Below are 23,820 nucleotides of genomic sequence, written 5' to 3' on the forward strand. Positions count from 1 at the left end.
TCCGGTGGAGCGCAACACGCGGTACGAGGTGATCCGCGAGTATCCGGGTCCCGACGCGGGGCTGCGCGAGACCCCGCAGGCCATGCGCGTCTGACACCACCCCGCCCCCGGGCGACCGCGCCGCCGCGGGCGGTACGTGACGCGCGGACGGCCCGCCGGGCCGCGGGGCGGGTGAGTACCCTCGTACGTATGGACCAGCTGGACGAGAGCCCGTCGTACTGCCCCGCCCCGGCGGCCCCGGCCGGGCGGGTGGCGGGGCCGCCGTACGCGGACTGCCTGGAGTGCGGCAAGCCCACCGAGTACGGGGTCGCGACCCCGGGCGTGGTGCTGTGCCCGGTGTGCGAGTGGCAGGACGCGCAGCGCACGGCCTGCTCTGGCTGAGCCGCCGCGCTCACTTGCCGATCAGCTCGGAGACCTTCACGAACCGGTAGCCGCGCCTGCGCAGCTCGGGGACGATCTTCTGGATCGCCTCCTCGGTGACCGGGGCGGCGCTGCGCGTGCAGTGCATGACCACCACGGAGCCGGGCTTCACCCCGGCGAGCACCTGCTCGGCCACCGCGTCCGGGTCCTTCGCGAACGCGTCCCCGCTGACCACGTCCCACTGGACGGCCGTGACCTTCGCCGGGGACAGCGCCCGCAGCGCCTGGTCGTCGTAGCAGCCGCCGGGGAAGCGGAAGTAGGGGACGGTGTTCACCGCGCCCGCCTTCCGGAAGGCGGCGAAGGCCCGGTCCACGTCGGCCCGGGCGGCCTCGCCGTCGAGGGCGGGCAGTCCGTAGCAGGGGGACTTGAAGGCGTGGTGGCTGTAGGAGTGGTTCGCGATCTCGAAGTTCGGGTCGGTGCCGATGGACTTCGCCTGGTCCGGGTACTCCTCGGCCCAGCGGCCCGTCATGAAGATCGTCGAGGGCACCTTGAGCGCCCGCAGGGTCGCGATCAGCTGCGGGTTGTCGAACTGCTCCCCGGCCGCGGCGCGCGGCCCCTGATCGGACGTCATGTCGGCGTCGAAGGTCAGCGCCACGGTCTTGTCGCCGGTCTGCTTCGCCCGTTCGAAGACCGGGGTCAGGCCGTTGGGGCCGGGCGCCATCGTCGGGGCCTTGCCCGGTGCGCCCGGCAGCGGGCTGACCGGGGCGTTCGGCTCCGGAGCGGCGCCGGGGGAACCGGGGGAGGCCGGGGCGGAAGCGGAGGGAGCGGTCCCGGGGGAGTCACCCAGCCGGGCCTCACGGCCGCCCTCCGAAGTGCCGTTGCCGCCCCCGCATCCGGCGAGGGCGGTACCGAGGGCGGCACTGAGAGCGGCCACGGCCGCTACTTTGCGCACAGAGATGGTCACGTACGCAAAATATATGACTATGTGGAAAGAAGACGGATGCGGCACTCCTCCACGTCGAAGTCCGCCTTCGGATACTGCGGCGCGAGGGCTTCCAGGTGCTCCAGCAGCAGCTGGGCGATGGCCCAGTTGCGGTACCACTTGCGGTCCGCGGGGACGACGTACCAGGGTGCGGCCTCGGTGGAGCAGCGTTCCAGCGCCAGTTCGTACGCGTGCCGGTACTCGGGCCACAGGGTGCGTTCCTCGATGTCGCCCGCGTCGAACTTCCAGTGCTTGTCGGGGTTGTCGAGCCGTTCCAGCAGCCGCTTGCGCTGTTCCTCGTAGCTGATGTGGAGGAAGACCTTCACCACGGTCGCGCCGTCGTCCGCGAGGGCCTGCTCGAACCGGTTGATCTGGGCGTACCGGCGGCCCAGCTGACTGCGCGGCACCAGCTCGCGGACCCGGGCGATCAGGACGTCCTCGTAGTGCGAACGGTCGAAGATGCCGATCTCGCCCGGCAGGGGGAGCGCCTGCTCCACGCGCCAGAGGAAGGGGTGGCTCCGTTCCTCGGGGGTGGGCTCCTTGAAGGCCCTGATCCGGCATCCGGAAGGGTTGAACATGCCGATCACGTGCTTGAGCGTGCCGCCCTTGCCGCTGGTGTCCATGCCCTGGAGGACGAGCAGGAGGCGGCGGCGGTCGCCGGCCGTGCTCGCCGCGTAGAGCCGTTCCTGGAGGGAGGCGAGCCGCTGCCCCGTCGGGACGGCCGCCGCGAGGGCGGCCGCCTTGTCGCGGGGGCCCGAGGGGAGGGCGCGGGGGTCGAAGCGGCGGAGGTCGAGGCGCCGGCCCGCCGGGACGCGCAGCACCTCCCGCAGCCCGGCGGGCTCGGGCCGTTTCCCGCTCTGCTTCCTCGCCATCGCTGTCCACCCCAATCCCGTCGGTTCGTTCGATCCTGCAGGAGATCGAACGGGGCCGCGACGTGACGGGGGCCGGTACGCGGGGCACCGGCGGGGGTCAGTGCCAGGGGCCGGTCACCGCGAAGGTGGTCCCCGGGGCGTAGGCGTTGACGTACATCGTCCGCCCGTCGGGCGAGAAGGTGACACCGGCGAACTCCCCCCACTCCGGGGCCCCCGGCCGCCCGATGTCCTCGGCGTTGCGGGCCATCGCGTAGACCTCGCCGCCCGGCGTCACCCCGAAGACGTACTGCGCGCCCCCGCCGTCCTCACAGACCATCAGCCCGCCGTCCGGCGCCAGGCAGATGTTGTCGGGGGAGTCCCCGGGCAGCTGGACGCCGGCGGCCGGGCCGAAGCGCACGTCCAGCCGGAGCCTGGCGCGGCGCGGGTCGTAGGACCACACCTGCCCGTGGTGGTCGGCGGCCGCGCCCTCGCTGCTGCGGGCGTAGCTGGAGACGAAGTGCACGCGGCCCTCGCCCCAGTAGCAGCCCTCCAGCTTCTGGGCGTGGGTGATCCCGCCCGGCCCGAAGTCCTGGAGCCGGATCGGGGTCCCGGCCGCCGAGGGGTCCGGTACGGGCACCCACTCGGCCGGGAACTCGGCCCCCGGCTCGTCCACCGCCGCCAGGTCCGCCACCCCGGGCACGCGCAGGGCCTCCAGGGCGCCGCCCGCCCGCAGCGAGCCCGGCCCGCCGAGCGGGCGCCGCGGCAGGAACCGGTAGAACAGCCCGAAGGGCTCGACGAAGGCGTCCTCGGTCTCGTAGACGACCCCGCTGTACGGGTCGACGGCGACGGCCTCGTGCGCGAAGCGGCCCAGGGCGGTGAGCGGGACGGCGCCGGAGCGGTGCGGATGCGCGGGGTGCACCTCGAAGACGTAGCCGTGGTCCAGCGCGTAGCCGGAGGTACCCGCGCGGTCCTCGGTCTCCTCGCAGCTCAGCCAGGTGTTCCAGGGGGTCCGGCCGCCCGCGCAGTTGACGGCGGTGCCGGCGAGGGCGACGCGCTCGCCGGTGACGCGGCCGTCCGGGCCGAGGTCGAGGACCGTGCAGCCGCCGAGGGCCTCGGGGTCGTACGTCAGTCCCGCGACGGCGGGGACGCGCAGCGCGGCGGTGGTGCGGTTCTCGTGGTTGCGGACCAGGCGCACCCTGCCTCCGCCGGCGCCGAAGGCGGCCATGCCGTCGCAGTTGGCCGGGACGGTTCCCTCGCCGGAGCGGAGCCGGTCGCCCGCCCGCGAGAGCACCCGGTAGGAGAACCCGGCCGGCAGATCGAGCAGCCCGCGCGGATCGGGAAGGAGCGGCCCGTACCCCCGGGTCGGCCGGGCGGCACCGGCGCTGCCGGCGAAGAGGGCGCCGAGCGCCCCGCTGAAGGAGATCGCACCGGCGGCGAGCAGGCTGCGTCGGGTCACGGGCACCGGCCCGTGGTACCACGCCGGGCCGCCCGCGACGGGCGTCACACGCCGGAGGGTCGCACCGCCGGCCCCTGCCGGGGTTCGGGACAGCGGCCTGCCGGCCGCTCCGGGGCGCCGCCCCGGACCCCGCTCCTCAAACGCCGGAGGGGCTGGGTTCGGTGCGGCGTTCGAGGCGCGGCGTCACGGGGCGGCGCCCCGGATCCCTGGGCGCAGCGGGAGGGTCAGACGAGCTTGGCGTCCAGGGTGATCGTCGTGCCGGTGAGGGCCTGGCTGACCGGGCAGTTCGCCTTGGCGTCCTCGGCCGCGGCGACGAAGGCGTCGCTGTCCAGGCCGGGCACCTCGCCCTCGGTGGTGAGGTGGATGCCGGTGATGCCCTTGCCGGGTACGAAGGTCACGGCGGCCGAGGTGGTCAGCTTGGCCGGCGGGTTGCCCGCCTTCGCCAGGACGTTCGAGAAGGCCATGTTGAAGCAGCTGGAGTGCGCCGCGGCGATGAGCTCTTCCGGGCTGGTCCGCCCGTTCGCCGCCTCGTCGGTCCGCGCGGGCCAGGAGACGGGGTAACTGCCGAGCCCGGACGAGTCGAGGGTGACGACGCCCTTGCCCTCGAGCAGATCGCCTTCCCAGACGGCGTGTGCGTTGCGTGTGGCAGCCATGGTGGATCCCTTCGCAGAAGTGGATACGGCCGGGCGCCAGCAGGAGCCCGGCCGTGCCAAACCTACTGGGAGACCAGGGGCTTCGCGTCCCGTGCCAGGGCGGTGAGCCGCGATATGGCTCGGAAGTACTTCTTCCGGTAGCCGCCGTTCAGCATCTCGTCGCTGAACAGCTTGTCGAAGGGCACTCCGGAGGCCAGTACCGGGATCTCGCGGTCGTACAGTCGGTCGGCCAGCACCACCAGCCGCAGCGCCGTGGACTGGTCCGGCACCGGGCCGACGTCGGTCAGGCAGACCGCCGCTATCCCGTCGGTCAGCGCGCCGTAGCGGCTCGGGTGCACCCGGGCCAGGTGCTCCAGCAGGCCGGGGAAGTCGTCCAGGCTCGCGCCCTCGGTCGCGTACGCGGCCTTGGCCACCTGCTCGTCGGAGAAGGGGGCCGGCGCCTCGGGCAGGCCGCGGTGGCGGTAGTCCTGGCCGTCGATCCGCAGCGGCCGGAACTGCGCCGAGAGCCCCTGGATCTCGCGCAGGAAGTCGGCGGCGGCGAAGCGGCCCTCGCCGAGCTTGCCGGGCAGCGTGTTGGAGGTGGCGGCCAGCGCCACGCCCTGCTCCACGAGGCGGCTGAGCAGGCTGGAGACCAGCACGGTGTCGCCCGGGTCGTCCAGCTCGAACTCGTCGATGCACAGCAGCCGGTGCCCGCCGAGGGTCTGCACGGTCTGCTGGAAGCCCAGCGCGCCGACCAGGTTGGTCAGCTCGACGAAGGTGCCGAAGGCCTTGAGCGCGGGCTCGGCCGGCGTGGCGTGCCACAGGGAGGCGAGCAGGTGGGTCTTGCCGACGCCGTAGCCGCCGTCGAGGTAGACCCCGCGGGGGCCGGAGGGCGCGGTGTTCTTCGGGGCCCTGGCGAACCAGCGGCGCTTGCCGGCGCCGCTCGCGTGCGCCCCGCCGAGCCCGGCGGCGAAACCGCTCAGCACGGTGACGGCCTCGGCCTGGCTCGGCTGGGTCGGGTCCGGGTCGTACGTGTCGAAGCGCACCGAGTCGAAGCGCGGCGGCGGCACCATCTCTGCCACCAGCCGTTCGGCGGGCACACGCGGCTCGCGGGCGCACAGGGCCTGGGGGCCCGCGTCGGCTATCGGGGGCCGGCCGGGGGCGGCACCGGGGGCGGAGAGTGATGTTGACACAGCTCTTAACTCTACGGGGCGTGGCACACTGCACCGATGCGACGCCTGTTCCCTGTGACCGATCAGACATCAGCAGCCCAGGCCGACCGGGAGTGGTCGCTGGACGAGCTGGCCGAGGCCTACGCCTATCCCGTGCTGGACGACGGCGCCTCCTGGCTGCGGGCGAACATGGTCTCCACCCTGGACGGCGCGGCCCAGCACGACGGCCGCTCGCAGCCGATCTCCGGCGAGACGGACATGCGGATCTTCGGCACCCTGCGGGCGCTGGCCGATGTGGTCGTCGTCGGCGCGGAAACGGTTCGCCAGGAGGGCTACCGCCCGGCCCGCGCCCGCGAGGCCTTCGCGGCCCGCCGCGCGGCCGCCGGACAGGGTCCCGCCCCCGCCGTCGCGGTGGTCACCGCGAGCCTGGACCTGGACTTCACGCTGCCCCTGTTCACCTCCCCCCTGGTGCCCACCCTGGTGGTCACCGGCGCCACCGCGCCCTCCGACCGGGTGGCCGAGGCGCTCAAGGCCGGCGCCGAGGTCGTGGTGGCGGGCGACGGCGCGGCCGTGGACCCGGCCCGCGCGGTACGGGAGCTGGCCGGGCGGGGGCTGCGCCGCCAGCTCACCGAGGGCGGACCACGGCTGCTGGGCCAGTTCGTGGCCGCCGACGCGCTGGACGAGCTGTGCCTGACGCTGTCGCCGATGCTCACGGCAGGTGACGCCCAGCGGATCGCCGGCGGGCCCTCCGTCGCCGTTCCGCACCGGCTGAGGCCCGCCTGCGTACTGGAAGAGGCCGGGTTCCTCTTCACGAGCTACCGTCGGATCTGACAAGGGGCGGAATTTCTCGTTCCGCTTAGCTTCCGCTGGGCACATATACCTGCGCAGGCCCCGTGCGACAGCGGGGCAGGATGGTTTCCGCAGGGGTCGGCCAGCCGGCCTCGGCCCATGAAGGAGAGGGCGTCCGTGTTCACGAGCGTTTTGATGATCGAGCAGCCGCTGACCCCGGTGGACGTGGACTTCGTCACCACCCTGCACGGGGACGACGCGGTCTCCTTCATCGTCCTCATGCAACCCCGGGGCGACCAGGACCGCCTGCTGCGCGCCATCGACGACGTCGCGCTCGGCGAGCTCCCCGAGGCGATCCGCGAGGGCGACGAACCCGAGGGCGAAGCCGCCCGCGGCCCCGCGGAGCACGCGCTCGCGCACTCCCTGGAGGCCCTGCGCAAGAAGGGCGCCACGGCCGTCGGGCAGATCGTCGAGGACCACCCCCTCGACAAACTGAAGGCGGTGGTCGACGAGACCGGGGCCGACGAAGTGATCGTCCTGACCGCCCCGCACTTCGTGGAGGAGTTCTTCCACCGGGACTGGGCCTCCCGCGCCCGCCACAAGGTAGGGGTTCCGGTGCTCAAGCTCTTCGCCCACAACGAATAGGCTTGGGCCGTCAGAGCTCGAAAGCGCACAAGCACAGCACTCGATCCTGGAGCGACCTGAATGAAGCCCGGCCTGCCGACCGCCATGGAACGGCCCCACTTCATCGGCATCGGCGGCGCCGGCATGTCCGGCATCGCGAAGATCCTCGCCCAGCGCGGCGCGCAGGTGGCCGGCAGCGACACCCGCGGTGACTCCGAGACCGCCCAGGCGCTGCGCGCCCACGGCGCCACGGTCCACGGCGGGCACGCCGCCGGCAACCTCGCCCCCGACACCACCTGCGTGGTCGTCTCCAGCGCCATCCGCGCCGACAACCCGGAGCTGGCCCGCGCGGCCGAGCTGGGCATCCCCGTCGTGCACCGCTCCGACGCCCTCGCCCGCCTGATGGACGGCCTGCGCCCCATCGCCGTCGCCGGTACGCACGGCAAGACCACCACCACCTCGATGCTGGCGGTCTCCCTCTCGGCGCTGGGCCTGGACCCCTCGTACGCCATCGGCGGCGACCTGGACGCCCCCGGCTCCAACGCCCACCACGGCGAGGGCGACATCTTCGTGGCCGAGGCGGACGAGAGCGACCGCACCTTCCACAAGTACGCCCCGCAGGTCGCGATCATCCTCAACGCGGAACTCGACCACCACGCGAACTACGCGTCGATCGAGGAGATCTACGAGTCCTTCGAGACCTTCGTCTCCAAGGTCGTGCCCGGCGGCACCCTCGTCGTCGCCCACGGCCAGGCCGGCGCGGCCGAGATCGCCGCCCGGGTCAGCGGCAACCCCGGCCTCCAGATCGTCACGTACGGCGAGGAGGACACCGCCGACGTCCAGATCGTCAAGATCGTCCCGCGCGGCCTGACCAGCGAGGTCACCGTCGTCCTGGGCGGCCGGATGCTCACCTTCACCGTCTCCGTGCCCGGCCGCCACTACGCGCACAACGCGGTGGCCGCCCTCGCCGCCGGTGTCGCCCTCGGCATCCCGGCGCACAACCTGGCCTCCGCCCTCGGCAAGTACACCGGCGTCAAGCGCCGCCTCCAGCTCAAGGGCGAGGCGGCCGGCGTCCAGGTCATCGACTCCTACGCGCACCACCCCACCGAGATGACCGCCGACCTGGAGGCCATCCGCGGCGCCGCCGGGGACTCCCGCATCCTGGTCGTCTTCCAGCCGCACCTCTTCTCCCGCACCCAGGAACTGGGCAAGGAGATGGGCCAGGCCCTGGCCCTCGCCGACGCCTCCGTGGTCCTGGACATCTACCCGGCCCGCGAGGACCCGATCCCCGGGATCACCAGCGAGCTGATCATCGCCGCCGCCCGGGCGGCGGGCGCCGACGTCACCGCCGAGCACTCCAAGGAGGCCGTCGCCGACGTCGTCGCGGGAATGGCCAAGCCGGGTGATCTCGTTCTCACCATGGGCGCGGGCGACGTCACGGACCTCGGTCCGGCCATCCTCGCCCGCCTGGCGAACTAGGGAGCGGAAGAGCGATGTCGTACGAGGTCGAGAAGACGGACGAGCAGTGGCAGGCGGAACTGACACCGTCCGAGTACCAGGTGCTGCGGCTCGCGGGCACCGAGCCGGCCTTCCGGGGTGAGTACACCGACACCAAGACGGAGGGCGTCTACTCCTGCCGCGGCTGCGGGGCCGAGCTGTTCCGCTCGTCGGAGAAGTTCGAGTCGCACTGCGGCTGGCCGTCCTTCTTCGACCCGAAGGACACCGAGGCCGTCGAGCTGATCGCCGACACCTCGCACGGCATGGTCCGCACCGAGGTCCGCTGCGCGAAGTGCGGCTCCCATCTGGGGCACGTCTTCGAGGGCGAGGGTTACCCCACGCCGACCGACCAGCGGTACTGCATCAACTCGATCTCCCTGCGGCTGACCCCGGCCTCCGACGAGGGCTGACCTCGCGCGCTCCCTGGCGGGCCCTCTTCGACCTCGTGCCGGTCGGGAGGGCCCGTCCTGGTGTCCGGAACGTCGCGGTTGGGTTCCGATCGGGTCTCCCACCCGCGGTGATCCGCCGCCATTAGCATGCTTTGGCCGCAGAAGACACCTGTCCGTTTCCCCGGGATGGCTGGTTATGATCGGCACCCTCAGATACCGCCGCAGTCGGACCGGTTGAACCCGGTCCGTCCGCCCTGCTGCCCCCGCCGCCCCCGTACCCGAGGTCCGATGTCTCCCATAGAACCCGAAGGCGTACCAGGGCAGTCGAAGCCCCGTCGGCGGCGCACCGTGCGCCTGCGCACCATGCTCATCTGGCTGGCCGTGCTCCCCACCGCCGCGATGGGCGCCCAAGTGGCGGTGACCGCCGAGCGGTTGCTGGCCCAGTCGGAGCACCTGCGGGCCGATGTCGCGGCCTCCGAGCGGATCGGCGCCCCGCTGTACACGCTCATGGTCGGCATGCAGGCCGAGCGGACGATGACCGCCGCCCTGTGGGCGGGCGCCGCCGGGGCCGAGGAGGAGCTGCGGGGCCGGCGCGAGGCCACGGACAAGGGCGTGGCCACCTTCCGTGGGCTGGCGGCCGGTTCGGACGCGTTCGCCGAAGTGAACCGGCGACTCGACGGCCTGGCCGCGTACCGCCAGCGCGCGGACGCCCGTACCGGCGGCGCCGACAGCACGCTCGCCTACTACACCGGGGTGATCGACGCGGTCATTCAGACGTACCAGCAGGAATTCAGCCACGCGGAGGACGCCGAACTCGTCCAGGAGAGCCGGCCCGTGGTGTCGATGCTCTCCGCCGGCGAGATGGTGGCGCGCGAGGACACGATCCTGGCCCTGGCCGGGCCGTCCAGGCAACTGAGCGCGGCCGGCTTCGAGCAGTTCACCGATGCCGTGGGAGCCCAGCGGTACCTGCACGAGACATGGATCGTGCCGCATCTGTCCGAGCGGGACCGGCGGTTCTACGAGCGGATCGTCGCCTCCCCGGACTGGCAGGCGAAGGTCCGTATCGAGAACGCGGTCGTCTCCGAGCACACGGACGTCGATTCCGGCGTCAAGCTGCCCGCCGACGTCGCCGGCTGGCGGTCCGCGCACGCGAACTTCTCGGTGCAGATGGCCACGCTCAACGTCGACCGGGCGCGCCAGGTGCTCACGCGCGGCGAGGCCAAGGCCGCAGAGCTGGAGACCGAGGTCGCCTGGCTCATCGGGGGAAGCGGCGGCGGGCTGCTGGCCGTCGTGGTCGTGGTCGTGTTCACCACGCGGTCGGTGCTCCGCCGCCTGCACGACCTGCACGAACGCACGGTGACCGTCGCCGAGGAAACCCTCCCCGACGTCGTCGCCCGGCTCCAGCGCGGGCAGACCGTCGACGCCGAAGTGCTGCCGGCGGTGCGCGGCGACCGTGACGAGGTCGGACGCATCAGCGATGCCTTCGCCCGGGCCGTCGCCGTATCCGTCGACGGGCACCGGCAGCTCGCGGCCGAGCGCCACGGCTTCGGTCTGTTCGCCACGGGCATCGCCTCGCGCACCGGAAACCTGGTCAGCCGCCAGCTGAGCCTCACCGAGGACCTCCAGGACACCTTCGGCCACGACGAAGCGCTGCTCGCCCAGTTGATGCGTGCCGACCAGTTGACGGTGGGCATGCGGCGCCAGATCGAGAATCTCCTCATCCTGGCGGGCGGCGAGGTCCCCGACCCGCACACCGAGCCCATGCGCATCGCCGACCTGCTCCGCGAAGCCGCCGCGGAGGTCGAGGACTTCCGGCGCATCGAGCGGCAGGCGATGGACGAGACCAGCGTGGAACCCCGTGCGATCAGCCAGATCAGCCACCTGCTCGCGGAGCTGCTGGACAACGCCACCCGGTTCTCCCCGCCGCGGTCGAAGGTGGTCATCCGCGCCGAACTGGTGGCGGACGGGCTGTCGGTCGAGATCGAGGACCGCGGGCCGCGCGTCACCCCCGAGCGGTACGAGGAGATGAACGAGCGCCTGCACTCGGCCCCGCCGTACTCCGTCCTGGCGGAGAACGCGCACCGGCTGGGACTCTTCGTCGTCGGCCACCTCGCCGACCAGCTCGGGGCGAGCGTCATCCTGCGCCGCTCGGTGTACGGGGGGACCGCCGCCGTGGTGATCCTCCCCGGGGACCTGCTGGTGGCGACCGAAGGGGAAGCACCGCGCGGGATCGAGCCCGCACCCGCGGCCCTGGAGCTGCCCGCCGCCGTCCCGGCGCCGCGCCCTTCCGTGGAACGGGGGCCCGAGCCGGCCCGGCACACGGCCGCCGGGCTGCCGAGCCGCCCCGCGAAGCTGCTGGCGCGTGCGCCTGGAGCGGCGTCCGCGCCCGGGCCCGAGCCCGAGGTCCGGCCGGCCCTGGCGGCCGCCCCCACCCGGCCGGCGCTGCCCGAGCGCGTCCCGCAGACCCACATCGCCGAACAGCTACGTGCGCCCCGTGCCCCGGAACCAGCCCTCCGGCCGGACACGGAGACACCTGAAGAGGTGGCCGACGCCTGGGCGGACTACGAACACGGGACCCAGACAGTGGAAGAAGAGCTCCGACGGGATCGGCCATGACTACCTCATCGAACACAGCGGCATTCAACGAAGCCATCTACAGCGTCCTGGACAACAACCTGAACCGGATCGCCGGCATCCAGGGAGCGGTGTTGCTGTCCAACGACGGCATCAAGCTCAGCGCCTACCTGCTGGACGAGCCCCAGGCCGAGCGCATGGCGGCCGCGGCCTCCGGCATCGCGGCCACGATGAAGGCGATATCCCGGGAGATCGACGGCGGCCGGGTCATCCGCCAGCTCGTCGAGATGGACGACCGCTACCTCTGCGTCGTCGGGTGCGGGGAGGGCAGCACGCTCATCGTGGTGACCTCCCGCAAGGCCCGCCTCGGGGAGCTGGGCGGCGAGGCCGTACGGACCGCCCAGGCCCTCGGCGAGTGGCTGGGCACCCCGGAGCGCGGCCAGGTGCCGACCGAGTAATGCCGCAGGACGAGCCACAGCCCGCGCCGAGCCGCCGCCGTACCCGGCTGTACGCCCTGACCGACGGACGTACGGCCGCTCCGCACACCGTCCTCACCATGGACACCACGATCACGGCGGCGGTTCCCGAGGACGCCCAGGGCGGCCTGCCCACCGAGTGGCGGGCCATCCTCGCCATGTGCGCGCCCCCGGGCGGCCGGGCTGTCGCCGAGATAGCGGCGCGGATGCACATCCGCCTCACCCCGATGACGCTGCTCCTGGGCGAACTCGCGGACCGCGGGCTGATCCACCACCGGTCGCCCCTGGAAGGGGCCGAGACCACCAATGTCCACCTGCTCATGAGAATCAGGGACAACCTTGCCCGGATATGACATTCCCGCCCCGCGGGAAGCGCCCGTCAAGATCCTCATCGCCGGGGGATTCGGAGTCGGCAAGACGACCCTGGTCGAGTCGATCTCCGAGATCGAGCCCCTGCGGACGGAGGAGCGGCTGACGGCCGCCGGTGTCGGCGTCGACGACCTCGACGGCATCGAGTCCAAGACGGTGACCACCGTGGCGATGGACTTCGGCCGCCTCACCCTCACCGACGCCGGAGTCGTCCTCTACCTGTTCGGCACGCCGGGCCAGGAGCGCTTCTGGTTCATGTGGGACGACCTGCTCAACGGGGCGCTCGGGGCGATCGTGCTGGTCGACACGCGACGCCTGGACCGCAGCTTCCCCGCGGTCGACTTCTTCGAGAGCCGCGGACTGCCCTTCGTGGTCGGCGCGAACTGCTTCCACGGCGAGCAGCCCTACACCGCCGAGGAGATCGGGGCGGCGCTGCACCTGCGCGATCCGAACACCCCCGTCCTCATGCTGGACGCCCGCTCCCGCCAGGACGTCCGCGCCTGCCTGCTCTCGCTCCTGGACCGGCTCATCGCCGGCGCGGGAGCCGTGGCGGCGGTCTGACGCGCCCGCTCCGGTCGCCTCAGGCCACCGAAGCCAGGTAGTCCTCCAGGGTGCGGCGCGGGGTCCAGCCCTGGGAGCGGGACCGGGTCAGGTCCAGGACCACCGGGTGCGCCAGCTGGTCCACCGCGTAGCGGCTCAGGGCCGGTTCGGTGCCCGTGAGGCGGGCCAGGGTCTCGGCCGCGCGGGCGGCCGTGGCGGCCAGCGGCAGCGGCAGGTGCCGGACGCGGGCCCGGACCCCGTGGGCGAGCAGGACCCGTCCGACGGCCGCGTCGCGGCCGTACGGCTCGGCGTCGGCCACGTTGTACGCGCCCGGAGGCCAGCCCGCCGCCGCGAGACAGGCGTCGGCGAGGTTCTCCACCGCCGTCAGGCTGAGCCGGACGTCCGGCCCGGGCAGCGCCAGCGTCCCGGCCCGGACCCGGGAGAGCAGCCGGGGCAGGAGCTGGGTGTCGCCCGGCCCGTAGACCGCGCGCGGCCGCAGCACCACCGCGCCCCCGGCCAGCGCCAGGGCCTCGCCCTCGGCCTTGGTCCGCCCGTAGGCGTTGAGGTGGCCGGCGCGGGGGTGGTCCTCGCCGACCAGGCTCCGGTCCAGGCGCGGGTCGTAGACGCTCGCGCTGCTCACCCAGACCACCGGCCGGCCGGCCGCCGCCCAGAGCAGCCGTCGTGTGCCGTCGACGTTGACCGCGCGCATCCCCGCCCCGGCCGCCGAGCCGGGCGCCGGGTCGCCGACCGCCGCCGCGCAGTGCACGACGAGGTCCACTCCCGAGAGGTCCGGTTCCCCGTGCGCCGCGTCCCAGAAGCGGTGTTCCCCCACCGGGCCCGGCCTGCGGCCCACGCACACCACCTGCGCCCCGCGCGCGGCGGCCGTCCGGGCCACCTGGCCTCCGCAGAAGCCACTGGCCCCGGTGACCGCGACGCGCGTACGGGCGCTCACGACCCCGCCCTCACCGTCAGCGAACGCCAGCCCGGCAGCGCGGCCGCGCGGTCCACCCGCGCCCGCGTCACGACCGGCCGGTACGGGGCCAGCGCCGCCAGGACGTCGGCCAGCTGTACGCGGGCCAGCCGGGCCCCGGGACAGCTGTGCGGTCCGGCGCCGAACACCAGGTGGGCGAGGTCCGGGCCGGCGGGCGCCCGGGCGTCCGGGTCCCGGCGGTGCGCCTGGGCCGCGTGCCGGGCCACCAGCAGCAGCCGGTCTCCGCCCCGCACCGGGCAGCCGCCGACGGTCCCGTCCCCGGCGGCCACCCGGGGCAGCAGCGGCGAGGCCGCGGTGACCCGCAGCAGCTCGTCGGCCAGCGCCGGCCGCAGTGCCTCGTCGGCGGCCTGGTCCCACAGGCCCGCGTCGGCGCACCAGGCCACGGCCCGGGGCAGCGCGGCGACCGTGGTGTTGACGGCGGCCACCGCCACCATCGCGGCCAGGCCTTCCTCAGCGAAGCCGGAGCCCGGGCCGGAGCCGGAGCCGGAGCCCGTGTCCGAGCCGGGGCTGTGGCCAGGGCGCGGGCCGGGGACCGAACCCCTGTCGGTGCCCAGGAGCAGGCGCAGGCGGTCCGCCGCCCGGGACGCGGCGGCCTCGGCGCCTGGGCGGCGCGGGCCCGGCAGGTGGCTGCGTACGGAGGCGGCCGCGGCCTCGGCGGCGGCTTCCGCCACGGCCCGCGGGTCGGCGTGCGAGCCCAGCAGGGCGCACACCACCGACCCGGACAGCTCCCGGGCCAGCTCGACCAGGTCCACCTCGCCGCCTTGTGCCAGCGGCGCGAGGCCTCGTACGAGCAACGGCCGCCACACCGTGCGTAGTTCCTCCACCCCGGCCGCGCCGAGCCCGGCCGCGAGCCCGCGCCGATCCGCCCGGTGGGCCCCGCCCTCCTGGTCGAACAGCACGCCGCCGGCGCCGCCCGGCAGGGCGGCTCGCGCGGCGGCGCCCGTCGTCCCGGCCGCCGTACGGTCGAGCGGCAGCCGGGTCAGCGCCTCCCGGTAGGCCTCCGCCCCGTGCACCAGCAGGGTGCCGCCGAGCCGGCGGACGGGCCGGCCGCGCGTCGCGGCGAGCAGTCCGAACAGCACGGGATGGCTGCCCAGGTAGACCCGGCGGTCGCGCCGCCGGGCCCGGGCGTGGGACGTGTGGCTCATCGGGTACGTACCTTCGTGAGGATCGGGACTACGGGAACCGGACGCGGATGGGGCCGCCCGGGCTGGCCTGCCGGGCGGGCCGGGAGCGTTCCGGGGCGGGGTCAGGCCGTCGGGCCGAGGCGTTGTGCCGCCAGGGCGGAGGTGGCCGCCCGGTCCGGCTTGCGCGAGCGCCCCGTCAGGGGGATGCGGGCGAAGAGGAGGGCGTCGGGGCGTGCCGCGCCCATCCGGTGGAGCGGGCCCGACAGGGCGCTGCGCAGGGCGGGTTCGTCCACACCGCGATCCGGCTGTACGACGGCCACCAGCCGTTCGTCGCCCTCGCCCGCCGGAACCCCGACGAGCAGGGCCAGCTCCACGCCCGGTACGTGCAGGGCGGGTTCGTACAGGCCCGGGTAGATGTTCTCGGCCCGGCGCAGCACCATGTCCTTGCAGCGGCCCTCCAGGACGATCCGCCCCGCCGGGTCCAGCCGCGCCCGGTCACCCGTACGCACCCACGGGTCGGGTTCCTCCCCGAGGTAGCGGTGGCGGGCCGCCTCCCCGGCGAGCAGGAGCTCGCCGTCCGCGCCGGGCTTGGCGACGACGCCCGGCAGCGGGGCGCCGACCAGGTCCCCGGGGCCCTCGAAGGCGGCCTTCTCACGGGCTTCGACGGCGGCCGCCGGGAACAGCTCGGTGAGCGCGTAGACCCCCCAGGCCTGGTCCGCGCCGGCCTCCCGGACCCGTTCCAGCAGCGCGGCGCTTGCGGGGGCGGAGCCCGTCCACACCCGGCCGTGGAAGCGGGCGCCCGCGCCGAGAGCGTCCCGCAGCTGGGGCGGGGTCAGGTAGGTGTCCTGCGGGCGCAGCCGGTGCAGCTGCCGGGCCAGCACCCGGGGGGTGCGGGCCGGGAGGGCGACCGGGGCGCCGCCGGTGAGCGCGGGGACCAGGACGAAGAAGGTGCCGCCGAGCACCGGTCGGCCCGGCTGCGCGTCGAAGAGGGCGGCGACGGTGGCCATCCCGGCGGCCAGGCCGGCCCGGCTGTGGACCACGGCGCGCGGCCGGGAGGTGGTCCCGGAGGTGAAGACGATCACCGCGTCCCCGGCCCCGTCGTCGTCCCTGTGTACGGGAACCCCCGCCCGGGACGCCGCCAGGTCCAGCGCCGGCGCACAGCCCGGCAGCCGCGGCCCGACGGTGGCCACCGGTCCCAGCTCGGCCAGGTCCGGCAGGGCGAGCCGGGCCCGCCGGGCCAGCGGCCGGGCCCAGCCCGCCACCGCCTGGGCGGTGGCGTCGGCGAGGACCAGCGAGGGCCGGGCCAGGGCGAGGCGGGCGCGCAGGACGTCGGGCCCCGCGCCGGGGTCGAGCACGGCCCCGCGCAGCCCGAGCCGCCACAGGGCGAGCAGTACGGCCAGCGCCCGCGGGCCCGGGCGTACGGCGACGCCGACGGTGTCCCCGGCGCGCAGTCCGCGCGCGTGCAGGGCGGCGGCGAACGCGTCGCCCAGCTCGGCGAGTTCGCCGCGGGTGGCGCGGACCCGGGGTGCGCCGCTGCGGGCGGCGGTGAGGACGGCGGGCCGCTCGGGGCGGCTGCGCAGCGCGTGGTCGAGGCGGTCGAGCATCAGCGGGGGTCCGTTCCGTGGCGGCCGCTGCCCTGGTCCAGGTACCAGCGGGCGGTGCCCGCGATGCCGTAGGCCCGCAGGCGCCGCGTCGAGTTCTCCACGACCATCTCCCGGCAGTGCGTGATGCGGTCGGTGTGGCGGCGTACGGCGTTGAGGAAGAGCCGGTCGGTGGGGGAGGGCCGCCGGGGCATGCCGCCGACGGCCAGGTACAGCTCGGCGGTGATGGCCATGTTGTTCCCGGCGTGCATGCGGTACGGGGCCCGGTAGCCGTTGCGCCGGGCGTGTTCGGGCCGCAGCCGTCCGAAGAGCGCGGCGAGGGCCACGAGGACGCCGAACCCGGCCCGGCCGAGGGGGCCGTGCTCGTCGCGCCGGGCGGTGATCCGTCCGCAGATCAGCCCCGGACTGCGGGTGAGGGCGGTCCGGGCGGCGCGGGTCCAGCCCGGCCGGGGCAGGCAGTCGGCGTCGGTGCGGGCGAGCAGGGCGGCGCCCCGGTCGATGGCGTACCGGAAGCCGGTGTCCACGGCGGACCCCACGCCCTTCTGCGGCTCCTCGATCACCTCGACGGGGAAGGGCGCCCACGCCGCGAACGCGCGGGCGATCGCGCCGGTGGCGTCCCGCGAGGCGTTGTCGACGACCAGCAGCGTGAAGTCCCGGTCCCGCTGCGCGGCGAGCGCCCGCAGGGTGTCGGCCAGCCGGGCCTCCTCCTCGTGCGCGGGGACGACCACCCACAGGCCGGTGCTCATGACTTCTCCCAGACCATGGTCATGATGCTGATCCCGCCGCCGAGGCCCACGAACAGCACCCGCTCGCCCGGGGCCAGCTCCCCGTACACCCGGTCCAGCTGCACCCCGATGCTCGCGCTCGCGATGTTGCCGAGCTCGGGCACGGTCACCACCAGCTTCCCGGCGGGCACCCCGGTCAGCTCCGCGAACCGCTCCAGGTACGGCACGGTCACCTGGTGCACCAGCACCTTGGCGAAGCCGTCCCAGTCCATGCCCGTGCGGTGCAGCGTCCGCTCGATGACGGCGGTGCCCACCTTCTCGAAGACGCCCCGCAGCTCGTGTCCGTCGCCGCGGAAGTAGGTGTACGCGTCCCCGCGCGGGTGCCGGGACCCGCCGCCGGGGATGCCGCCGACCTCCCAGTGCTCCGAGTGGGTCTCGGTGTCCACGTGGAGGATGCCGCCACGCTGCACGGCCTCCACGACGACGGCCGCCCCCGCGTCCCCGAAGGTGTAGCCCGCGAAGCCGCGCCGGAACTCCGCGAAGTCGGCGGGGTCCTTGCACACGGCCCGGCTCGGGGTCTCCCCGGTGACCACCAGGGCCCGCCGGGCCCGCCCGGCCAGGACCATGGACCGGGCGAGGTCGATCCCGTTGACGAAGCTGTTGCAGGCGTTGGTGACGTCCAGGGCGTGGGCCCGCGAGCCCAGCTCCTCCTGCACGATGTGCGCGGTGGCGGGTTCGACCATGTCCCGGGAGGCGGAGGCGAAGACCAGCAGGTCGATGTCGAGCGGGTCCAGTCCGGCGGAGTCCAGGGCCCGGCGGGCGGCGCCCACGGCGAGCGTGGAGGCGTACACCCCCTCGTCGGCGACCCGGCGGGAGACGATCCCGGTGGCCTGTTTCAGCAGGGTCGGGGGCAGGGTCAGGCCACTGCGCCGGGCCACCTCCAGCTGGAGGTTCTCCGAGGACAGGACCTGCTCGGGCAGCAGGCTGCCGACGGCGGTTATCCCGGCGCGCGGCGGCGGGGCAGATGGCTGAAAGAGCATGTCCACACGATGACAAGCCGGGCCCGCCCGGTCCTGAGTACGGATGCTCATATCGCGGTGCGGCCCGGTTGAGTACGCGGGACGGGAACCGGTCATCGTGCAAAGAGTGTGCTGCCGGGGCCTGTTGTGCGCAGGGCGTTGCCCTTACCCTCCCTCCAGCCGGCGCCGACGGCAGGTCCGCGCGGCTCCGGAGGGCTTTCGTTCGCCAGGTGTACGGCGCGGTGTCACGAACTGATCCCCGTCCGGTACCCCGGGACCGCTGTCCTTGGGGCGCCCCCGACTCCCCCCATCACTCCCAGAGGTCGTCACCCATGACAGAGCTGAACCGTCGCAGGTTCCTCCAGATCGCCGGAGGCACCGCGGCCGTCGCGATGCTGAACGAGAGCATCGCGCGGGCCGCGGCCATCCCGGCGCAGGGCAGCACCGGAACGATCCAGGACATCGAGCACGTCGTCGTCCTGATGCAGGAGAACCGTTCCTTCGACCACTACTTCGGGGCGATGAAGGGCGTACGCGGCTTCGGCGACCCCCGCCCCGTGCTCCAGGACAACGGCAAGTCCGTCTTCCACCAGTCCAACGGGACGAAGGACATCCTGCCCTTCAACCCGCAGGTGGAAGACCTCGGGATGCAGTTCCTCACGGGTCTGAACCACGACTGGGCCGGCGGACAGCAGGCCTACAACAAGGGCAAGTACGACAAATGGGTGCCGGCCAAGACGGCCACGACCATGTCGTACATGACGCGGAACGACATCCCGTTCCACTACGCCCTCGCCGACGCCTTCACCGTCTGCGACGCCTACCACTGCTCCTTCATCGGAGCCACCGACCCCAACCGCTACTACCTGTGGAGCGGTTACACGGGCAACGACGGCACCGGCGGCGGCCCCGTCCTCGGCAACCAGGAGCTGGGGTACGGCTGGAAGACCTACCCCGAGCGGCTGGAGTCCGCCGGCGTCTCGTGGAAGGTCTACCAGGACATCGGCGACGGCCTGAACGCGGCCGGCCACTGGGGCTGGATCGACGACGCCTTCCGCGGCAACTACGGCGACAACTCGCTGCTGTACTTCAACACCTACCGCAACGCCCAGCCCGGCAGCGCCCTGTACGAGAAGGCGCGCACGGGCACGAACGTCAAGGCGGGCGACGGGTACTTCGACCGGCTGCGCGCGGACGTGGTGAACGGCACCCTCCCGCAGGTCTCCTGGATCGCCGCCCCCGAGGCCTTCAGCGAGCACTCGAACTGGCCGACGAACTTCGGCGCCTGGTACATCTCGCAGGTCCTGGACGCGCTCACCGCGAACCCGGCCGTGTGGGCGAAGACCGCCCTGTTCATCACCTACGACGAGAACGACGGCTTCTTCGACCACGTGGTCCCGCCGTACCCGCCGGCCTCCTCGGCCTGGGGCCTGTCCACGGCCGACGTCACGGGCGACCTGTACGCGGGCGGCGGCGGGTACGCGGCCGGACCGTACGGGCTCGGGCCGCGCGTGCCGATGATCGTGGTCTCCCCCTGGAGCAAGGGCGGTTACGTCTGCTCCGAGACCTTCGACCACACCTCCGTGATCCGCTTCCTGGAGAAGCGCTTCGGGGTGCAGGAGCCCAACATCTCGCCGTGGCGCCGCGCCGTGTGCGGGGACCTGACCTCGGCCTTCGACTTCACCCGGGCGGACGCGGCGCCCGCCGCGCTCCCCTCCACGGCCGGCTACGTCCCGCCGGACAAGGACCGCCACCCGTCCTACTACCCGACCGTGCCGGCCACGGGCACCCTCCCGAAGCAGGAGGCCGGCTCCAAGCCGACCCGCGCCCTGGGCTACAGCCCGTACGTGGACGGCAAGGCCGCCGTGTCCACCGGCAAGTTCACCCTGACCTTCGCCAGCGGCCCCACCCTCGGCGCCCATTTCCACAGCACCTCCGGCAACCGGACGGACGGCCCCTGGCCCTACACCGTCGAGGCGGGCAAGACCCTCTCGGACACCTGGAGCACCAGCGCCTCCACCGGCAACCAGATCAACCTGACGGTCTGGGGCCCGAACGGCTTCCTGCGCACTTGGAAGGGCCCGGCGAAGAAGGCCGGCCCCGAGGTCACGGCCCGCCACGTGGCGGCCACCGGCAACCTGACCCTGAGCATGTCCAACTCCGGCACGGCCGCGGTGAACCTGACGGTGACCAACGCCTACGGCGGCGCGCCCCAGACCTTCAAGGTCAACCCCGGCGCCACGGTGACCCACACGGTCGACCTCCGCACGACGGCCCGCTGGTACGACGTCAAGGTCGTCTCCGACGCCGACACCACCTTCCTGCGCCGCTTCGCAGGCCACGTGGAGACGGGCGCGCCGGGCGTCTCCGACCCGGCGATCAAGACCGTCTGACGCTCCCGAACGGGCGAATCCGCCCGCTCCCGCCGCTCGCGAGGTCAATGCTTGCGTTGACCTCGCGGGCTTGGCTCCCATGGGCGAGCCGGGCAGGGCGTACGGCGTCGGGGCGCAAGAAAAGGCCCCTGGGGGTACGAGGAAGAACCTCGTACCCCCAGGGGACCGGCAGGGTGAGTGACGGGACTTGAACCCGCGGCCACCTGGACCACAACCAGGTGCTCTACCAACTGAGCTACACCCACCACGACGGGCGGCGGACCGCCCGTTCGATGTGCAAGCACAGCATAGCCGATCAGCGGGGTGCTCCCGCGACGCGTTATCCGGCGGACCGGCTCCCGGCCAGGGTGGCGGCGAGCCGGGCGGTGACCCCGTCAGCACGGCGGGCGGCGTGGGCGACGGCGGCCGCGGCGAGCGCCCGGATCACCGGATGCGGCCTGGTCCCGTCCCCGGACAGCTCCGGCTGGAACAGGGTGGCGAGGAAGAAGGGGTGTCCGGGCAGCTCCACGACCCGCACCTGCCCGTCCTCGTCGTGCCCCGACAGCCGCAGCCCGTGGGCGGTGAGCGCCGGCAGGTGCCGGGGCGCGGGCCCGTAGTCGCAGTGGTAGTGCTCCACCGAGCGTTCCGCGCCGAGCGCGGCCTCGGCCAGCGAACCGGCCTCGGCCCGTACGAGGCCCGAGTGCCCCACCAGCGAACAGGCGAGCGGCGCGATCAGCGGGTCCTCGGCCCCGGGGTCCTGCTCGGCGTGCGCGGCCCCCGCCAGCCCGCAGACGGTACGGGCGTACTCCAGCAGGGCGTGCTGGAAGCCGCCGCAGGTCCCGAGGAAGGGGATGGCCTCCTCGCGGGCCGTGCGGATCGCCGCCAGCGCCCCGGCCTCACTGGCGTACGGGCTCCCGGGCAGCACCCACACGGCGTCGAAGCGGGCCAGGGCCCCGGAGGCGGCCTCGGCCTCGGCGTCGCCGGTGGGGATCCAGTACGCGTCGAGGACGAGTCCGTCGCGCGCGGCCAGGGCTTCGAGGAGGAGCGGGACCCGGGTGTGGGAGGTCACGTGCGGGGAGCGGTCGCCGACGAGGGCGACCCGTGCGATCGGTGCGGTGGTCGGGGAGATCGGTGCGGTGGTCATGCTGATCATCCTGCGACCGGATCCCACTTCAGCGCCAACGATTGTTCCTGCATGATCGATAAGCAATGCTGATGGGCATGGATCCGCACCTGCTCCGCACCTTCGTCGCCGTCGCCCGCCTGGGCTCCTTCTCCGGGGCGGCCCGGGAGCTCGGCTACACCCAGTCCGCCGTCTCGCAGCACGTCGCCGCCCTGGAAGGGGACCTGCGCGCCGAGCTGCTCACCCGCCGGCCGGTGGCCCCGACCCCCGCCGGGGTGCGGCTCCTCGAACACGCCGGGCCGTTGCTGCTGCGGCTCGACGCCGCCCGCGCCGACGTGCTGCGGCTGGCCGCCGCGCCGCCCGGGCGGGTCACGCTCGCCGTGTCCCCCCTCGCCCTCGGGCCCCGGCTGCCGGCCGCCCTGCCCGCCACCGGCGTCACCCTGCGGGTGCTGCCGCCCGCCGAGGTGCCCGCCGCCGTCGCCACCGGAGGCTGCGACCTCGGCCTGGTCGACGGCCTGGCCGCGCCCAGCGACCCGCTGCGGCTGCCCGACGTGGCCCCGCTGACCGTGACCGGCGTGGGCGAGGAGGAGCTGGCCGTGCTGCTCCCCGCCGGGCACCCCTTCGCCGGGCGGGCCGCGCTCCGGCTGGCGGACCTCGCCGACGCGCGCTGGCTCGACGCCCCCGGCGTGGGCCTGCCCGTCGGCGCCGCCGGGATCACCGCCCGCCCGGCGTCCCGTACCGCCGTGCGCTACGAGGGCACCGACCTGCACGGCCTCTGCGCGCTGGCCCTCGCCGGACACGGCCTCGTCCTGCTGCCGCACCGCGTGGCCGGGGCCGCGGCGGCCGCCGGGGGCGGGGCCGCCGTAGCGCTGTCCGCGCCGCGCCTGGTGCACCGTACGGAACTGCTCTCGCCCGGCGCCCCGACCGGCGCGGCCGCTGCCCTTGCCGCACGGCTCACGGCAGGATCCCCGTATGACCACTGACCCCGCCCCCTTCACCGCGGCCGACTACGCCGCCCGGATGGCCGCCGCCGCACAGAGCGCCGCCGACGCGGGACTGGCCGGCCTGCTGATCGCCCCCGGGCCCGACCTCGCCCACCTCACCGGCTACCGCGTCACCGCCGAGACCGAGCGGCTGACCCTGCTCGTACTCGCCGCCGGGCAGGACCCCGTGCTCGTCGTGCCCGCGCTGGAGGCCCCCGACGCCGCCAAGGCCCCGGGCGCCGCCGCGCTGACCCTGCGGGACTGGGCCGACGGCAAGAACCCGTACGCCGTGGCCTCGCCCCTGCTGGACGTCGCAGGGCGCTTCGGGGTGAGCGACAACACCTGGGCCCTCCACCTCCTCGGCCTCCAGCGGGAGTTGCCCACCACCTCGTACGTACCCCTCACCGACGCCCTGCCCATGCTGCGCGCCGTCAAGGACGAGCGGGAACTGCAACGCCTCGCGGCGGCCGGCGAGGCCGCCGACGCCGCCTACGCGCAGGTCCTCCACCTGCCCTTCGCCGGACGCCGGGAGAGCGACGTCGCCGCCGATCTGGCCGCCCTGCTGCGCGTGCACGGCCATTCCCAGGTCGACTTCACGGTCGTCGGCTCCGGCCCCAACGGCGCGAACCCGCACCACGAGGCCGCCGACCGGGTCATCCGGCAGGGCGACATGGTGGTGCTCGACTTCGGCGGGCTGCGGGACGGCTACGGCTCCGACATCTCCCGCACCGTGCACGTCGGGGAGCCGACAGCCGAGGAGCAGCGCGTCCACGACATCGTCCGCCAGGCCCAGCAGGCGGCCACCGAGGCCGTCCGGCCGGGCATCGCCTGCCAGGAGGTGGACCGGGTGGCCCGCGCGGTCATCACCGAGTTCGGCTACGGGGACCGCTTCATCCACCGCACCGGCCACGGCATCGGCGTCACCACCCACGAGCCGCCGTACATGGTCGAGGGCGAGGAGCAGCCCCTGGTCCCCGGCATGTGCTTCTCCGTGGAACCGGGGGTCTACCTGCCGGGCCGGTTCGGCGTCCGGATCGAGGACATCGTGACCGTGACCGAGGACGGGGTGCGCCGCCTCAACAACGCCCCGCGCGAGATGGCGATCGTCGAATAGCGCCCTGAGCCGGGGCCCGGACGGAGGCGGAGCGGATTTCCGCCCCGGCCCGGCCGG

The 23,820-nt window shown here is 74.1% G+C and carries 23 protein-coding genes and 1 tRNA gene; 12 read left to right on the forward strand and 12 right to left on the reverse strand.

From position 1 onward, the window contains the following. Positions 1-189: 189 nt before the first annotated feature. Positions 190-381, forward strand: a complete 192-nt coding sequence (locus AB0D94_RS18880; RefSeq protein WP_266940337.1) for a hypothetical protein — start codon at positions 190-192, stop codon at positions 379-381. Positions 382-391: 10 nt separating this feature from the next. Here AB0D94_RS18880 and AB0D94_RS18885 read toward each other — a convergent pair whose 3' ends face one another. The 5 genes from AB0D94_RS18885 to zapE form a co-directional block, all read right to left on the reverse strand. Continuing rightward, complete coding sequence (locus AB0D94_RS18885; protein ID WP_362052759.1) at positions 392-1,324, reverse strand: polysaccharide deacetylase family protein; 933 nt, start codon at positions 1,322-1,324, stop codon at positions 392-394. Positions 1,325-1,341: 17 nt separating this feature from the next. Further along, positions 1,342-2,214, reverse strand: a complete 873-nt coding sequence (locus AB0D94_RS18890) for a PPK2 family polyphosphate kinase (RefSeq protein ID WP_362052762.1) — start codon at positions 2,212-2,214, stop codon at positions 1,342-1,344. Positions 2,215-2,311: 97 nt separating this feature from the next. Further along, positions 2,312-3,655 (reverse strand): alkaline phosphatase PhoX, encoded by a 1,344-nt coding sequence (locus AB0D94_RS18895; protein WP_362052765.1) that lies wholly within the window; start codon positions 3,653-3,655, stop codon positions 2,312-2,314. 218 nt (positions 3,656-3,873) lie between these two features. After that, on the reverse strand, positions 3,874-4,302 hold the full coding sequence (locus tag AB0D94_RS18900; RefSeq protein WP_362052768.1) for an OsmC family protein: 429 nt from the start codon (positions 4,300-4,302) through the stop codon (positions 3,874-3,876). Between the two features lie 62 nt (positions 4,303-4,364). Next, positions 4,365-5,474: a cell division protein ZapE gene (gene zapE / locus AB0D94_RS18905; RefSeq protein ID WP_362052771.1), complete on the reverse strand. Its 1,110-nt coding sequence runs from the start codon at positions 5,472-5,474 to the stop codon at positions 4,365-4,367. 36 nt (positions 5,475-5,510) lie between these two features. Between zapE and AB0D94_RS18910 the strand changes: the two genes are divergently transcribed. The 8 genes from AB0D94_RS18910 (at position 5,511) to AB0D94_RS18945 (ending at position 12,732) form a co-directional block, all read left to right on the forward strand. After that, the gene (locus tag AB0D94_RS18910) at positions 5,511-6,284 is read left to right on the forward strand and encodes a pyrimidine reductase family protein (protein ID WP_362052774.1); all 774 of its coding nucleotides are present in this window, start codon (positions 5,511-5,513) and stop codon (positions 6,282-6,284) included. 135 nt (positions 6,285-6,419) lie between these two features. Continuing rightward, positions 6,420-6,887, forward strand: a complete 468-nt coding sequence (locus AB0D94_RS18915) for an indole-3-glycerol phosphate synthase (protein WP_362052777.1) — start codon at positions 6,420-6,422, stop codon at positions 6,885-6,887. A 60-nt stretch (positions 6,888-6,947) separates the two neighbouring features. Continuing rightward, entirely contained in the window at positions 6,948-8,345 is a 1,398-nt protein-coding gene (gene murC / locus AB0D94_RS18920; protein ID WP_362052780.1) for a UDP-N-acetylmuramate--L-alanine ligase, read from the forward strand. Positions 8,346-8,359: 14 nt separating this feature from the next. Further along, positions 8,360-8,773, forward strand: coding sequence for a peptide-methionine (R)-S-oxide reductase MsrB (gene msrB / locus AB0D94_RS18925; protein ID WP_362052783.1), 414 nt, complete (start codon positions 8,360-8,362; stop codon positions 8,771-8,773). 267 nt (positions 8,774-9,040) lie between these two features. Continuing rightward, a complete protein-coding gene (locus AB0D94_RS18930; RefSeq protein ID WP_362052786.1) occupies positions 9,041-11,368 on the forward strand; it encodes a nitrate- and nitrite sensing domain-containing protein in 2,328 nt (775 codons plus the stop codon). Then, complete coding sequence (locus AB0D94_RS18935) at positions 11,365-11,784, forward strand: roadblock/LC7 domain-containing protein (protein ID WP_362052789.1); 420 nt, start codon at positions 11,365-11,367, stop codon at positions 11,782-11,784. The genes AB0D94_RS18930 and AB0D94_RS18935 overlap by 4 nt, the downstream gene beginning before the upstream one ends. Next, positions 11,784-12,155, forward strand: a complete 372-nt coding sequence (locus AB0D94_RS18940; protein WP_362052792.1) for a DUF742 domain-containing protein — start codon at positions 11,784-11,786, stop codon at positions 12,153-12,155. Before AB0D94_RS18935 ends, AB0D94_RS18940 begins: the two co-directional genes overlap by 1 nt. Next, the gene (locus tag AB0D94_RS18945; protein WP_362052795.1) at positions 12,142-12,732 is read left to right on the forward strand and encodes an ATP/GTP-binding protein; all 591 of its coding nucleotides are present in this window, start codon (positions 12,142-12,144) and stop codon (positions 12,730-12,732) included. The genes AB0D94_RS18940 and AB0D94_RS18945 overlap by 14 nt, the downstream gene beginning before the upstream one ends. 19 nt (positions 12,733-12,751) lie before the next feature. Here AB0D94_RS18945 and AB0D94_RS18950 read toward each other — a convergent pair whose 3' ends face one another. From AB0D94_RS18950 to AB0D94_RS18970, 5 genes are all read right to left on the reverse strand, one after another. Next, complete coding sequence (locus tag AB0D94_RS18950; protein WP_362052798.1) at positions 12,752-13,663, reverse strand: NAD(P)-dependent oxidoreductase; 912 nt, start codon at positions 13,661-13,663, stop codon at positions 12,752-12,754. Beyond that, a complete protein-coding gene (locus AB0D94_RS18955) occupies positions 13,660-14,847 on the reverse strand; it encodes a cytochrome P450 (RefSeq protein WP_362052801.1) in 1,188 nt (395 codons plus the stop codon). Before AB0D94_RS18955 ends, AB0D94_RS18950 begins: the two co-directional genes overlap by 4 nt. A 101-nt stretch (positions 14,848-14,948) precedes the next feature. Beyond that, positions 14,949-16,430, reverse strand: a complete 1,482-nt coding sequence (locus AB0D94_RS18960; RefSeq protein WP_362052804.1) for a class I adenylate-forming enzyme family protein — start codon at positions 16,428-16,430, stop codon at positions 14,949-14,951. Next, positions 16,430-17,173: a glycosyltransferase family 2 protein gene (locus AB0D94_RS18965; RefSeq protein WP_362052807.1), complete on the reverse strand. Its 744-nt coding sequence runs from the start codon at positions 17,171-17,173 to the stop codon at positions 16,430-16,432. The genes AB0D94_RS18960 and AB0D94_RS18965 overlap by 1 nt, the downstream gene beginning before the upstream one ends. Then, positions 17,170-18,192, reverse strand: a complete 1,023-nt coding sequence (locus tag AB0D94_RS18970) for a ketoacyl-ACP synthase III (RefSeq protein WP_362052810.1) — start codon at positions 18,190-18,192, stop codon at positions 17,170-17,172. Before AB0D94_RS18970 ends, AB0D94_RS18965 begins: the two co-directional genes overlap by 4 nt. A 311-nt stretch (positions 18,193-18,503) precedes the next feature. Between AB0D94_RS18970 and AB0D94_RS18975 the strand changes: the two genes are divergently transcribed. After that, on the forward strand, positions 18,504-20,564 hold the full coding sequence (locus AB0D94_RS18975) for a phosphocholine-specific phospholipase C (RefSeq protein WP_362052813.1): 2,061 nt from the start codon (positions 18,504-18,506) through the stop codon (positions 20,562-20,564). Between the two features lie 172 nt (positions 20,565-20,736). On the opposite strand, the gene AB0D94_RS18980 is transcribed toward AB0D94_RS18975, so the two are convergent. After that, positions 20,737-20,809, reverse strand: a tRNA-His gene (locus AB0D94_RS18980). Between the two features lie 74 nt (positions 20,810-20,883). Next, positions 20,884-21,687 (reverse strand): hypothetical protein, encoded by an 804-nt coding sequence (locus AB0D94_RS18985; RefSeq protein ID WP_362052816.1) that lies wholly within the window; start codon positions 21,685-21,687, stop codon positions 20,884-20,886. Positions 21,688-21,764: 77 nt separating this feature from the next. Between AB0D94_RS18985 and AB0D94_RS18990 the strand changes: the two genes are divergently transcribed. Beyond that, positions 21,765-22,649 carry a LysR family transcriptional regulator gene (locus AB0D94_RS18990; RefSeq protein WP_362052819.1) on the forward strand — a complete coding sequence of 295 codons (885 nt, stop codon included), beginning with the start codon at positions 21,765-21,767 and terminating at the stop codon, positions 22,647-22,649. Further along, the gene (locus AB0D94_RS18995) at positions 22,639-23,763 is read left to right on the forward strand and encodes an aminopeptidase P family protein (protein ID WP_362052822.1); all 1,125 of its coding nucleotides are present in this window, start codon (positions 22,639-22,641) and stop codon (positions 23,761-23,763) included. Before AB0D94_RS18990 ends, AB0D94_RS18995 begins: the two co-directional genes overlap by 11 nt. Positions 23,764-23,820 lie beyond the last annotated feature (57 nt).

Source organism: Streptomyces sp. NPDC048255, from assembly GCF_040652415.1.
In the GTDB taxonomy this organism is placed as follows: Bacteria; Actinomycetota; Actinomycetes; order Streptomycetales; family Streptomycetaceae; genus Streptomyces.

Bases quoted from the DNA above. Each gene is read 5' to 3' on its own strand.
- AB0D94_RS18880 (WP_266940337.1), top strand. From the start codon at position 190: ATGGACCAGCTGGACGAGAGCCCGTCGTACTGCCCCGCCCCGGCGGCC.
- AB0D94_RS18890 (WP_362052762.1), bottom strand. From the start codon at position 2,214: ATGGCGAGGAAGCAGAGCGGGAAACGGCCCGAGCCCGCCGGGCTGCGG.
- AB0D94_RS18900 (WP_362052768.1), bottom strand. From the start codon at position 4,302: ATGGCTGCCACACGCAACGCACACGCCGTCTGGGAAGGCGATCTGCTC.
- AB0D94_RS18910 (WP_362052774.1), top strand. From the start codon at position 5,511: ATGCGACGCCTGTTCCCTGTGACCGATCAGACATCAGCAGCCCAGGCC.
- murC (WP_362052780.1), top strand. From the start codon at position 6,948: ATGAAGCCCGGCCTGCCGACCGCCATGGAACGGCCCCACTTCATCGGC.
- msrB (WP_362052783.1), top strand. From the start codon at position 8,360: ATGTCGTACGAGGTCGAGAAGACGGACGAGCAGTGGCAGGCGGAACTG.
- AB0D94_RS18930 (WP_362052786.1), top strand. From the start codon at position 9,041: ATGTCTCCCATAGAACCCGAAGGCGTACCAGGGCAGTCGAAGCCCCGT.
- AB0D94_RS18935 (WP_362052789.1), top strand. From the start codon at position 11,365: ATGACTACCTCATCGAACACAGCGGCATTCAACGAAGCCATCTACAGC.
- AB0D94_RS18940 (WP_362052792.1), top strand. From the start codon at position 11,784: ATGCCGCAGGACGAGCCACAGCCCGCGCCGAGCCGCCGCCGTACCCGG.
- AB0D94_RS18955 (WP_362052801.1), bottom strand. From the start codon at position 14,847: ATGAGCCACACGTCCCACGCCCGGGCCCGGCGGCGCGACCGCCGGGTC.
- AB0D94_RS18960 (WP_362052804.1), bottom strand. From the start codon at position 16,430: ATGCTCGACCGCCTCGACCACGCGCTGCGCAGCCGCCCCGAGCGGCCC.
- AB0D94_RS18965 (WP_362052807.1), bottom strand. From the start codon at position 17,173: ATGAGCACCGGCCTGTGGGTGGTCGTCCCCGCGCACGAGGAGGAGGCC.
- AB0D94_RS18970 (WP_362052810.1), bottom strand. From the start codon at position 18,192: ATGCTCTTTCAGCCATCTGCCCCGCCGCCGCGCGCCGGGATAACCGCC.
- AB0D94_RS18975 (WP_362052813.1), top strand. From the start codon at position 18,504: ATGACAGAGCTGAACCGTCGCAGGTTCCTCCAGATCGCCGGAGGCACC.
- AB0D94_RS18985 (WP_362052816.1), bottom strand. From the start codon at position 21,687: ATGACCACCGCACCGATCTCCCCGACCACCGCACCGATCGCACGGGTC.
- AB0D94_RS18990 (WP_362052819.1), top strand. From the start codon at position 21,765: ATGGATCCGCACCTGCTCCGCACCTTCGTCGCCGTCGCCCGCCTGGGC.
- AB0D94_RS18995 (WP_362052822.1), top strand. From the start codon at position 22,639: ATGACCACTGACCCCGCCCCCTTCACCGCGGCCGACTACGCCGCCCGG.